At 60.4% G+C, this 11,574-nt stretch carries 13 protein-coding genes and 1 pseudogene; 10 read left to right on the top strand and 4 right to left on the bottom strand.

Going from position 1 to position 11,574, the window contains the following annotated elements; translation table 11 throughout:
* From ACM62Q_RS06170 to rplS, 9 genes and pseudogenes are all read left to right on the top strand, one after another.
* Positions 1-366: pseudogene (locus ACM62Q_RS06170) on the top strand (DNA helicase II); the annotation flags it as partial.
* A 106-nt stretch (positions 367-472) separates the two neighbouring features.
* Positions 473-1,813, top strand: a complete 1,341-nt coding sequence (locus ACM62Q_RS06165) for a TAXI family TRAP transporter solute-binding subunit (protein ID WP_415034631.1) — start codon at positions 473-475, stop codon at positions 1,811-1,813.
* Positions 1,810-2,445, top strand: coding sequence for an AAA family ATPase (locus ACM62Q_RS06160; RefSeq protein ID WP_415034629.1), 636 nt, complete (start codon positions 1,810-1,812; stop codon positions 2,443-2,445). Before ACM62Q_RS06165 ends, ACM62Q_RS06160 begins: the two co-directional genes overlap by 4 nt.
* A 10-nt stretch (positions 2,446-2,455) precedes the next feature.
* Positions 2,456-2,680, top strand: a complete 225-nt coding sequence (locus tag ACM62Q_RS06155; RefSeq protein WP_415034627.1) for a PP0621 family protein — start codon at positions 2,456-2,458, stop codon at positions 2,678-2,680.
* Positions 2,673-4,262 carry a sensor histidine kinase gene (locus ACM62Q_RS06150; protein WP_415034625.1) on the top strand — a complete coding sequence of 530 codons (1,590 nt, stop codon included), beginning with the start codon at positions 2,673-2,675 and terminating at the stop codon, positions 4,260-4,262. Before ACM62Q_RS06155 ends, ACM62Q_RS06150 begins: the two co-directional genes overlap by 8 nt.
* Before the next feature lie 214 nt (positions 4,263-4,476).
* Positions 4,477-4,728: a 30S ribosomal protein S16 gene (gene rpsP / locus ACM62Q_RS06145; protein WP_415034623.1), complete on the top strand. Its 252-nt coding sequence runs from the start codon at positions 4,477-4,479 to the stop codon at positions 4,726-4,728.
* Between the two features lie 6 nt (positions 4,729-4,734).
* Positions 4,735-5,256 carry a ribosome maturation factor RimM gene (gene rimM, locus ACM62Q_RS06140; RefSeq protein ID WP_415034621.1) on the top strand — a complete coding sequence of 174 codons (522 nt, stop codon included), beginning with the start codon at positions 4,735-4,737 and terminating at the stop codon, positions 5,254-5,256.
* Positions 5,253-6,038: a tRNA (guanosine(37)-N1)-methyltransferase TrmD gene (gene trmD, locus ACM62Q_RS06135; RefSeq protein ID WP_415034619.1), complete on the top strand. Its 786-nt coding sequence runs from the start codon at positions 5,253-5,255 to the stop codon at positions 6,036-6,038. Before rimM ends, trmD begins: the two co-directional genes overlap by 4 nt.
* A gap of 22 nt (positions 6,039-6,060) precedes the next feature.
* Entirely contained in the window at positions 6,061-6,432 is a 372-nt protein-coding gene (gene rplS, locus ACM62Q_RS06130) for a 50S ribosomal protein L19 (RefSeq protein ID WP_415034617.1), read from the top strand.
* Between the two features lie 78 nt (positions 6,433-6,510).
* On the opposite strand, the gene folE2 is transcribed toward rplS, so the two are convergent.
* The 4 genes from folE2 to xseB are packed head-to-tail and all read right to left on the bottom strand — an operon-like array spanning position 6,511 to position 10,334.
* Positions 6,511-7,305 (bottom strand): GTP cyclohydrolase FolE2, encoded by a 795-nt coding sequence (gene folE2 / locus ACM62Q_RS06125; RefSeq protein ID WP_415034615.1) that lies wholly within the window; start codon positions 7,303-7,305, stop codon positions 6,511-6,513.
* 34 nt (positions 7,306-7,339) lie between these two features.
* Positions 7,340-9,205, bottom strand: a complete 1,866-nt coding sequence (gene dxs / locus ACM62Q_RS06120; protein ID WP_415034613.1) for a 1-deoxy-D-xylulose-5-phosphate synthase — start codon at positions 9,203-9,205, stop codon at positions 7,340-7,342.
* An 8-nt stretch (positions 9,206-9,213) separates the two neighbouring features.
* Positions 9,214-10,098, bottom strand: coding sequence for a polyprenyl synthetase family protein (locus tag ACM62Q_RS06115; RefSeq protein WP_415034611.1), 885 nt, complete (start codon positions 10,096-10,098; stop codon positions 9,214-9,216).
* Positions 10,095-10,334, bottom strand: coding sequence for an exodeoxyribonuclease VII small subunit (xseB, locus tag ACM62Q_RS06110; protein ID WP_415034609.1), 240 nt, complete (start codon positions 10,332-10,334; stop codon positions 10,095-10,097). The genes ACM62Q_RS06115 and xseB overlap by 4 nt, the downstream gene beginning before the upstream one ends.
* Before the next feature lie 102 nt (positions 10,335-10,436).
* Between xseB and ACM62Q_RS06105 the strand changes: the two genes are divergently transcribed.
* Positions 10,437-11,570: an aromatic ring-hydroxylating oxygenase subunit alpha gene (locus ACM62Q_RS06105; RefSeq protein WP_415034607.1), complete on the top strand. Its 1,134-nt coding sequence runs from the start codon at positions 10,437-10,439 to the stop codon at positions 11,568-11,570.
* The last annotated feature ends 4 nt before the right edge of the window (positions 11,571-11,574 follow it).

The raw sequence follows: 11,574 nt of genomic DNA, 5'->3' as shown, positions 1-11,574 counted from the left end.
GCCCGCCAGCGGCTTTACCTTTCCTCGGCGCAAAGCCGCATGTTGCATGGGCAGACGCGCTATTGCGTGCCGTCGCCATTTTTTGACGAAATTCCGGGTGAATTGTTGCTGGGCTTGAACCGTACCCGCGCGGCGCAGGCGGGGGGCGCATCTGCAGGTTTGCGTGTGGCGGGCGGGGACGCTGCGGTCAGCACCTCGGCTGGCACTTGGCGGATCGGGCAGAGCGTCGAGCACGCCAAGTTTGGTGCCGGCGTCATCGTCGCCTGCGAGGGACGTGGCGCGGATGCGCGGGTGCAGGTCAATTTTGGCGGCGCGGCCGGCATGAAATGGCTGGCGCTCGACTATGCCAAATTGACGCCTTTATGAGTGGCGAGGCCGGTGCTATCCTCGCTGTTGGCGGCTGAGGCGCTGGGCTGAAAACAGGGGGTGGCGCTGTCGCCACGGGGCAATCAAATTTTACGGGTGAAGCGGAATGGCAAAAATCAAGGCGGGGCTGTTATCGCTGCGTGATCTTTTCGCTACGGCGTGGTGGATTTTCCTCATTGCCGGCATCGGTTTCGTCGTTGCCTACCAATTCGTCGAGCCCGCGCCGCCGCGCCATGTGGTGATGACGAGCGGTGGCGAGAGCGGTGCCTACTACCAATTTGCCAAGCGCTACGCGGCAATTCTGGCGCGCGATGGCATCACCCTGGAAGTGCGCACCTCAGAGGGTTCGGTACAGAATCTGGAGCGCTTGCAAGCCGGCGAGGCACAAATCGGCTTCGTGCAAGGCGGGGTGGTGCCGAGTGCGCCGGCAGACGACCCGGACGCCGAATCGCCCTATCCTGACCTGTTGTCCTTGGGCAGCATGTTTTACGAGCCGGTCTGGGTGTTTTACCGCGGGCCGGTAATAGACCGCCTGTCGGCCTTGCAGGGCAAGCGTCTGGCCATTGGGCAGGAAGGCTCCGGCGTGCGTCAGCTGGCGCAGCGTTTGCTTGAAGATAACGGCATCGATTTTCGCCAGAACACGGCTCCTATTTCCGGCTTGGACGCAGCGGAAGAACTGCAGCAGGGGCGCATCGACGCCGCTTTCGTGATCGCCGCCGAACATGCGCCGGTAGTGCAGGTTTTGCTGCGCTCGCCGGGGGTGAAATTGATGAATTTTTCGCAATCCTTCGCCTACGAGCGCCGCTATCCCTTCATGACCCGGCTCACCATGCCGCAGGGCGTGGCCGATCTGGTGCGCGATCTGCCGCCGCAGGACACCCGGGTGCTGGCCCCGACCGCCAGCCTGGTGGTCCGCGAAGATTTGCATCCGGCCTTGCAAAACCTGCTCTTGCAGGCGGCGCGGCAGGTGCATGGCAAGCCCGGCTTCTTCCAGACTGCCAACGAATTTCCCGCCTACATGGACGGCATGCTGCCGCTGTCGGCCGAGGCCGAACGCTTTTTCAAATCTGGCCCGCCTTTTCTGCAGCGCTACCTGCCCTTCTGGCTGGCGGTGCTGGTCGATCGTTTGTTCGTGCTGCTCTTGCCGGTGATTGCCTTGTTGATTCCATTGATGCGCATTGCTCCGGCGCTCTATAGCTGGCGGGTACGCGCCAAGGTGTTTCGCTGTTATGGCGAATTGAAATTTCTCGAAGACGACCTGAAAAATCATTACGACCCGGCGCGCACGCAAGATTATCGGCGCAGGCTCGATGCGCTCGATGAGGAAGCTGCCGTCTTGCGCGTCCCCTTGGGCTTTACCGATCTGGTGTATACCTTGCGCGAACACGTCAATCTGGTACGCCGTATTCTCGCCAAACAAGAAGCAGGCGAGGGCAAAAGCGCGTGAAAGTCTTTCTCGTGGCCAATCCCAAGGGGGGCTCCGGCAAAAGCACCGTGGCGACGCATCTGGCCGCCTATTTTGCGCACGCCGGCGCGCCGGTGATGCTGGGCGACATCGACCGCCAGCATTCGGCGCGCGAATGGTTGGCGAGCCGCCCGGCGCATTTGCCGGCGATTGGCACCTGGGACATCGGTCATGACCACATCGCCCGCCCGCCCAAGGGGGCCAGCCACGTCGTGCTCGATACGCCGGCGGGGCTGCGCGGCAAGATGCTCGATAAAGTATTGAAACTTTCGGCGCGGGTGATCGTGCCGGTGCAACCCTCTATTTTCGATATGCGGGCGACACGGGTTTTTCTTGAGGCGCTCTTGGCGGAAAAAGCCGTGCGCAAGGGGCGCGCCGACGTGGCCGTGATCGGCATGCGGGTGGATGCGCGCACGCGGGCAGCGGGCGAGCTGGAGCGGTTTCTGGAAAAATTTGAACTGCCGGTGCTGGCCTATCTGCGCGATACCCAGCGCTATGTGCAGGTCGCCGCAGCCGGGTTGACGCTTTTTGACCTGCCGCCCAGCCAAAGCGAGCGGGACCGGGAGCAATGGCAGCCGATTCTGGATTGGGCTGCTGCGCCCACCGTCAGTTAAAGCTTTCGTCATGCTCAAATACCTGCTTTTGCTGCTCGTGATCTGGGTCGTCTGGTGGGCCTGGCATGCGCCGCGCCGCCCGGGCAGCCGGCCGAGGGCACAGAAGCCGCCGCAAAAGGAAGGCGAGGAAAAAATGCTGGCCTGCGCGCGTTGCGGTGTCTATTTGCCCGCAAGTGAAGCCCTGCCTGGGCCGCAGGGGCAGTACTTTTGTTCGCCGCAACACCGCGATGCCTAGCATTCCGCTCTGGCTGACCGGCACCTGGGAAGCGAACTGGCGCTCCTTTCAGTATTTTCTTTTCGTACGCGCGGCCTTTGGCGCACTCTGTCTTTTAGGCCTGGTATTTCCGGGGGCATGGAACGTACAGCTTTCGCTGCCGCCCTCGCCCGAGCTGTTTACCCTGTTCATCACCTATCTCGTTCTCAGCGGTGGTGGTCTGTTGCTGGCGCGCCTGTGGCAGAAACATTTCAATTCCCAGCTCTCGCTGCAGGTGCTCGCCGACATCGTGCTGATCAATCTTTTGATGGCGCTGGCGGGGGGCATTGAAAGTGGTTTTGGTCTGGTTTTGCTGGTTTCGCTGGCGGCGGCCAGCCTCGTTGGACAAGGGCGGTGGGTGCTTTTTTATGCGGCGCTCGCAACTTTTGCCGCATTGCTCATGCAAAGCGAGGCTGTGATTACGCGCGGGGTGGACCCGGCGAGCATCGTACAGGCCGGTTTTATTTCTGCGGGTTATTTTGCCACGGCCATTCTGGCGCGCCTGCTCGGCCAGCGCATCATGGCCAATGAAGAGCTGGCGCGCCGGCGCGGTGTGGCGTTGGCCGACCAGATTCACATCAATCAGCGGGTGGTCGAGCGGATGCAAGATGGTGTGCTGATTCTCGGGCACGATGGTCGGATCGTGCGCCATAACCCGATGGCGGCACGCCTGTTGGGTTTGCCGGATACCGCCAGGCAGCTCGAAAACTACGCGCCTCCCTTGGCCGCAGCGCTGCAAAACTGGCTGGCGGGCTATAGCAGCGACAGTGTTTTTATCAGCGGTGCCGGCAATGCCGAACTGGGCGCACGGTTTATGCCCACCGGCAGCAGTAGCGGCGAGGTGCTGGTTTTTATCGAGGATGTGGAGCGCATCAAAGAACAGGCCAAGCAGCTCAAACTCGCCGCGCTGGGGCGGCTTACCGCCAGTATCGCGCATGAAATCCGTAATCCCTTGTCGGCGATTGGCCATGCCGCTGAACTGCTCTATGAGGAGCGGCGCGGCGAGACTTTCGAGCGCCTGTTGCGCATCATCGGCGACAACACCTTGCGTTTGAATCGCATCGTCAGCGATGTGCTCGAGCTGGGGCGGCAAAAGCGAGCGCAGGTGGAAAATCTTGCCCTCACCCCATTTTTTGCGTATTTTTCCGAAGATGCGCAAGCCGTCGGCCTGTGGCCGGCGGGAGGGGTTGTTTTCGATATTGCGCCGGCCTTGTTGCTTTGTTTTGATCGCGCACATTTGCATCAGGTGATGTCGAATTTGATCGGCAACGCCGTGCGTCATTCCACTGGCAGTCCCGGGGCGGTGCGCGTGGTGGCCGCAGTCAGCGGCGAGCGGGTGGAGATCAGCGTCAGTGATGATGGCCCGGGCGTGCCGGCGAATTTGAGCGACCAGATATTCGAGCCATTTTTTACCACCCACAGCCTGGGGACCGGGCTGGGCTTGTTCATTGCCCGCGAACTGTGCGTGGCCAACGGGGCAACCCTGAGCTTGCGCCAGGCTTCTGCGCGCGGCGCGACGGGAGCACAATTCGTCCTTTCCGGGAGAGCAGAGACCTGCCTCTAAGCCGCATCGAATACCGCCCGCGCGCCGCCGCGCCGTACAAGGCATCGCTGGCCGGCTGCGGCTGTGTGAAGGCAGAAAGCGCGGCAGAAAATAGCGGCTCGGGGCTTTCCTCGCTGCGCCGGCGCGGCATCCGATTCAGGCGCGGATCTCTTGTTTTTTCTTGCCTAACCGCTATAATCCCACGTCTTTTTTCCCTGCTTAGGAAAGTATTCCCATGGTGGTTATTCGTCTTGCTCGTGGTGGCGCCAAGAAGCGTCCGTTTTACAACATGGTGGTGACCGATTCGCGTAATCGTCGCGATGGTCGTTCGGTTGAGCGCATTGGTTTCTACAATCCGATGGCTTCCGGCGCGGCTGAAGGTCTGCGGATTGCGACCGATCGCCTGGATTACTGGCTGAAGAACGGCGCGCAGTTGTCGCCGACGGTGGCGCGTCTGGTCAAGCAAAACGCCAAGCAGGCTGCGTAAGACACCTTGCCTGCCAGCGAGATCATTGTTCTCGGCCGTTTGCTCGAACCGTATGGCGTGCGCGGCTGGATACGTTTGCAGCCTTTTGGCGATGATCCGCTCAGTTGGAAGACGTTGCCGGTTTGGCAGCTAGGTAAGGAAGGCGGACCTTGGCAGGGCTATGAATTGCTCGGGTTGAAGCGCCACGGTGATGGTTTTATTGTGGCTTTTGCTGGAGTGAGCGAGCGCACGGCTGCCGAAAGCTTGCGTGGCATGTTGCTGGGTGCGCCGCGTGCCGATTTGCCCGCGGTGGCGGAAGATGAGTTTTACTGGGGCGATTTGCTCGGCCTGACGGTCGTCAATCGTGCCGGCGAGATTTTGGGCAAGGTTGCCGGTCTGATCGAAACCGGTGCCAACGATGTTTTGCGCGTGGTCGATGATACGGGGGAAGAAGCTCTCGAGCGGCTTTTGCCTTTCGTGGCGGCAGTGGTGGGCAGGGTCGATGTTGCGGCCGGCACCATTGAAGTCGACTGGGAGCGCGACTGGTGATTCGTGTTGACGGCGTGACACTCTTTCCGGAGATGTTCGCGGCGCTGACGGAAAGTGGAATCACTCGGCGGGCGCTGGAAGAAACGCGTTGGGTCTGGCAGGCGTGGAATCCGCGCGATTTTGCAGAAAACACCTGGCGACGGGTCGATGATCGTCCTTTTGGCGGTGGCCCGGGCATGGTGATGCAGGCAGAGCCGCTGGAAAAGGCGATTGCTGCAGCAAAATCCGCACAGGCGGCAGCCGGAATGCAGGCAAGCCGGGTGATTTATCTGTCACCGCAGGGGCAGCCCTTGTGTCATGCGCGGGTGATGGAACTGGCGGCCTTGGCCCAGGCAGGAACGGGTTTGGTTTTGTTGTGCGGGCGTTATGAAGGCGTTGATGAGCGGCTGATTAGGCGCTGTGTCGATGAGGAAATATCGCTCGGGGATTTTGTTTTGTCCGGTGGCGAGTTGCCGGCGATGGCCTTGATCGATGCCATCGTGCGCCAGTTGCCGGGGGTGTTGGGCGATGAGGCTTCTGCCGTTGAGGATTCTTTCGTCAACGGTTTGCTCGATTGCCCGCACTACACTCGCCCGGAGGTTTACGCCGGGCAAGGGGTGCCGGAGGTTTTATTGTCCGGCAACCATGAGAGAATTCGCCGCTGGCGCTTGCAACAAGCGTTACGGAGAACCCGGGAGCGTCGCCCGGAGCTGTTCGACAAATGGCTGGCGCAGCGTCATTTGTCCAAGGAAGAAACGCAACTCCTCGCGGAAGTTTTTAGCGCGGAGCAATGCGGTGAGTAATTTTCAACAACAAGGATCTCACATGAATCTGATTCAACAACTTGAGCAAGAAGAAATTGCCCGTCTGGGTAAAACCATCCCTGAATTCGCCCCGGGCGACACCGTGGTGGTGCAGGTGAAGGTCAAGGAAGGTGCACGCGAGCGCTTGCAGGCTTACGAAGGTGTGGTGATTGCCAAGCGCAATCGTGGCCTGAATTCGTCTTTCATCGTGCGCAAAATTTCCTCCGGTGAAGGCGTGGAACGCACCTTTCAGACCTATTCGCCGCTGGTTGCCAACATCGAAGTGAAGCGTCGTGGTGACGTGCGCCGCGCCAAGCTCTACTATCTGCGCGAGCGTTCGGGCAAGTCGGCACGGATCAAGGAAAAATTGCCGGCGAAGAAGGTTTCTGCCTGATCTTTCAGTGCGAAACTTTTCGGCAAGACAACAAAAAAGGCGCTACGGCGCCTTTTTTGTTGTGCTCAAAACCTGCTTTCAAGCTTGTGATTTATCACGCTCGATCAAGGCGTAGGCCGAATGATTGTGGATCGATTCAAAGTTTTCCGACTCCACGACATAGGCGACGACGCGTGTTTCAGCGTTGAGGCGGGCGGCGACGTCGCGCACCATGTCTTCGACAAATTTCGGATTGTCGTAGGCGCGCTCGGTGACGTATTTTTCATCCGGGCGTTTGAGGAGGCCAAAGAGTTCGCAGGAGGCTTCGGCTTCGACCAGCTGGACGATTTCCTCTATCCACATGAAATCATTGGTGCGCGCCGTGACGGTGACATGCGAGCGCTGATTGTGCGCGCCGCGCTCAGAGATTTTCTTCGAGCAGGGGCACAGGCTGGTCACCGGTACGACAACCTTGGTGGCGACTTCAATGCGCCCATCGATGATGTCGCCAATGAAGGTGACATCGTAATCCAGGAGGCTTTGCACGCCGGAAACCGGGGCGGTTTTGTTGATGAAGTAGGGAAAATTCATCTCGATATGGCCGCTTTCGGCTTCCAGGCGCAGCAGCATATCCTGCAGCATGGCGGGGAAATTTTCTACCGAAATGGCGCGTTCGTGGCTGTTGAGAATTTCCACGAAGCGCGACATGTGCGTGCCTTTGAAATTGTGCGGCAGGCCAACGTACATATTGAAGGTGGCGATGGTGTGCTGTGTGCCTTCCGATTTGTCGCGCACCTTGATCGGGTGGCGGATGGACTTGATGCCCACCTTGTTGATGGCGATCTGGCGCGTGTCGGCGGAGCTTTGTACGTCGGGGATGCAGGTAGCGGTCATTGTCCTATTCTGTATGGTAATGAATTAAAATTGATCAAGATCCTGTGCTGGCGCGCACCTGGCGCACGATGCCGGCGGCGTCCAGAGCAAGTTCGCCAAGGAGTTGGCTCTGTTCGCCATGGTCGATGAAACTGTCGGGCAAGCCCAGGCGCAGCAGGCGTGGAGGGCAGCCCGGTCTGCTCGGTTTGCTCAACTCGCCCAGCGCCCGTTCAATTTCTGAACCGGCACCGCCGACGATAGCGTTTTCTTCGATGCTGACCAAGAACGAATGGTTCCCGGCAATTTCTTGCAACAGGGCGCGATCCAGCGGTTTGATGAAGCGCATGTTGACGACGGTGGCGTTCAGCACTTCGCCGGCGGCGAGGGCGGCCGGAACCAGGCTGCCGAAGGCGAGTAGCGCGATGTCGCGGCCTTGGCGCAGGATTTTTGCCCGCCCGATGGGCAGGGGCTCGAGGTCTGCCGCGGGAAGTTTACCGTTGCCGCCGCCGCGCGGATAGCGCACGAGCGCCGGGCCGTCGTAGGCGTAAGCGGTGGATAGCATCTGCCGGCATTCGGCCTCATCGGCCGGGGCCATGATGAGGAGGTTGGGGATGCAGGCGGTAAATGACAAATCGAAACTGCCGTGGTGGGTCGGGCCATCCGCCCCGACCAGGCCGCCGCGATCGATGGCAAAGACCACGGGCAGATTTTGCAGGGCAACGTCATGAATCAGCTGATCATAAGCGCGTTGCAGGAAGGTCGAGTAAATGGCGACGACCGGTTTCAAGCCTTCGCAGGCCAGCCCGGCGGCGAAGGTGACGGCGTGCTGCTCGGCAATGCCGACATCGTAGTAACGCGTCGGGAATTCTTGCGCAAAGCGCACCATGCCGGAGCCCTCGCGCATGGCCGGGGTAATGCCGACCAGGCGGGAATCGGCGCGCGCCATGTCGCACAGCCAGTCGCCAAAGATCTGGGTGTAGGTGAGCTTGGCGCTGCCGGTGGGGGCGATGCCCTGGTCGGCGGCGAATTTTCCGACACCGTGATAAAGGGTCGGGTCGCTTTCGGCGAGTTTGTAACCGTGGCCTTTTTTGGTGATGACATGAAGAAATTTCGGCCCTTTGAGCGCTTTCATGTTTTCCAGCGTGGGAATCAGGGCGTCGAGATCGTGGCCGTCGATGGGGCCGTAATAATGGAAACCAAATTCTTCAAACAGCGTGCCGGGGGCAATCATGCCCTTTACATGTTCTTCGGCGCGCCGGGCAAGTTCGAGTAGCGGCGGCGCGAAACCGAGCATGTGGCGGCCGGCTTCGCGGGCGGCGTTGAAGGTTTTGCTGGAGGTGAGGCGGGTCAGAATGTGGTTGAGCGCGCCGACCGGCGGTGAAATCGACATTTCGTTGTCGTTGAGGATGACGAGCATGTCGGCATCGGCTACGCCGGCGTTGTTCATGGCCTCGAACACCATGCCGGCTGACATGGCACCGTCCCCGATGATGGCGACGACTTGGCGTTCTTCCTTCTTGTGCTTGGCGGCCAGGGCCATGCCCAGCGCAGCCGAGATGGAGGTGGAGGAATGACCGACGCCAAAAGTGTCGTATTCGCTTTCGCAGCGTTTCGGGAAGCCTGCGATGCCGTGGCGCATGCGCAATTTATCCATGCCAGCACGCCGGCCGGTGAGGATTTTATGCGCATAGCACTGATGGCCGACGTCCCACACCAGGCGGTCGTGCGGAGTGTCGTAGACCGCGTGCAGGGCGATGGTCAATTCAACCGTGCCAAGATTGGACGACAAATGGCCACCGGTTTGTGACACCGAGTGGATCAGAAATTGACGCAATTCGCCGGCGAGTTCATTGAGCTGACGCCGCTCCAGGCGGCGCAGCGCGGCGGTGGTGTCGATGGTGTCGAGAAGAGGGTAAGCCATGGTGGGGGTCAGAATGGCCGGTGACAGATGAAATCGGCCAGTTCGGTCAGGCGCCGGGCGCGCTCGCCAAAGCCGGAGAGGGCGATGAGTGCCTCGTGGCGCAGGTTTTCTGCATAGTCACGAGCACCGGCGAGGCCAAGCAGGGTGATGTAGGTCGGTTTGTCGGCGGCCTCATCCTTGCCGGCAGTTTTTCCCAAGGTGGCAGTGCTTGCGGTGCAATCGAGAATGTCGTCTACAACTTGGAACAGGAGGCCGGCGCGTTTGGCGAAACGGTCGAGCTGGCGTTGTTCCTGCTCGCGCAAAGACTGGCCTGCCAGCGCGCCGAGCAGTACGGCGGCGCGAATCAGTGCGCCAGTTTTCAGCGCATGCATGAGTTCGAGTTCAGCTTGCGTCAGCGCTTTGCCGACCGAGGCCAGATCGATCGCCTGGCCGCCCGCCATGCCGCGCGAGCCGCTGGCGTGGGCGAGCAGGGCAATCATTTCGATTTGGCGCTCGCCCAGGGCTTGGCCGGCGAGCAGTTCGAAGGCCAAGGTTTGCAGGCTGTCGCCGACCAACAGTGCGGTGGCTTCGTCGAATTCGATATGGCAGGTGGGACGGCCGCGGCGCAGCACGTCGTCGTCCATCGCGGGCAAGTCGTCGTGCACGAGCGAATACACGTGAATCAGTTCAACGGCGCTGGCCACAACCTCCAAGCGTTCCGGCGGTGCTTCGCTCAACTCGCCGGCCGCAAAAACCAGGAGCGGGCGCACGCGTTTGCCGCCGCCCAAGGTGGCGTAGCGCATGGCTTCGTGCAGGCGTTGCGGGAGGCTGTCGCGGGCGGGGAGAAAGCGGCCGAGCGCGGCTTCGGTGCGCGCTTGCTTGGCCGCCATCCATTCGGTAAACGCGCTGTTCATGCCGATTCCAGAAAATTGCGTTCGACTTCGCGCACCTGTCCGGCTTCGATGATGCGCAGTTGAGCCTGCGCCTCATCGAGTCGATTCTGACAATGGCGAATCAAGAAAACACCGCGCTGGTGGGCGGCGAGTGCATCTTCCAAGGTGAGTTGGCCGTTTTCCATGGCGGCCACGGTGGCTTCCAGCTCGGCCAGCGCAGCCTCGAATTTCATCTCGGCAATCAGGGTCGTTTCCATGGCGCACGCAAGGGGGAAAACACGCGAAAATACTCCATTCGGGGTAGGGCGGTCAAATTCAGTTAAAATCCGCCGTTTCTTCAACCCTGCTGGAGGCTTGGCATGTCAGACATGGCTACTTCGTCCCGGTTGGCACCCGCTGCTTCGCAGTTGCCGGTGAACTGGTACTTCGACGAACGCATACTTGCGCTGGAGAAGCAGCTCATCTTCGATGCCGGCCCCGGGTATGTCGGCCACCGCCTGATGGTGCCGCAAGCAGGGAATTTTCGCACCCTGGAATGGGCCGATCACGGGCAGATGCTGTTGAACGGCGGCGAGACCGGTAAAAACGCCGGTATCTGGCGGATGTCCAACGTCTGCCGGCACCGCCAGGCGATCATGCTAGAGGGCGCGGGAACGCTGGAGGGGCCGGTGGTGTGCCCGGTGCATCGCTGGACCTATGAACAAAGCGGTGAGCTGATCGGGGCACCGCATTTTCCGCAAAACCCCTGCCTGAATCTGGCCAAAGTCAAACTGGCTGACTGGAACGGGCTGCTCTTCAAGGGGTCGCGTTCGGCGCAGGCGGATCTGGCGGGCATGCAGGCCGCGCGACATTTTGATTTTTCGGGCTACAAACTCGACCACGTCGAGATGCACCGCTGCAATTACAACTGGAAAACCTTCATCGAAGTGTATCTGGAGGATTACCACGTCGCCCCTTTTCATCCCGGCTTGGGGAATTTTGTCACCTGCGATGATCTGAGCTGGCAGTTTGGTGAGTGGTATTCGGTGCAGAAAGTGGGGATTACCTCGCTCTTGAAAGCCGGTTCGCCGGTCTATGCGCGTTGGCAAAATGTGGTGCGCGAATACTACGGCGATCGGGGCGAAACCCCGCCGCAAGGCGCGGTATGGCTGACCTACTACCCGAATGTGATGCTGGAGTGGTATCCGCACGTCTTGGTGGTATCTACCGTATTGCCCCAGGGGCCGGATAAAACGCTGAACGTGGTCGAATTCTATTACCCGGAAGAAATCGTCGATTTCGAGCGTGAATTCATCGAGGCCGAGCGCGCTGCCTACATGGAAACCGCCATTGAAGACGATGATATCGGCGAGCGCATGGACCGGGGCCGCAAGGCCTTGCTGGCGGAAGGGCGTAACGAAGTCGGCCCGTACCAGAGCCCGATGGAAGACGGCATGCAGCATTTTCACGAGTTTTACCGACGCATCATGCAAGGAGCGATTGCGGCTTTGTAAGCCG

The organism is Azonexus sp., assembly GCF_047638095.1.
Classification (GTDB): Bacteria; Pseudomonadota; Gammaproteobacteria; order Burkholderiales; family Rhodocyclaceae; genus Azonexus.
This window is presented reverse-complemented; position numbering and strand designations above follow the sequence as displayed.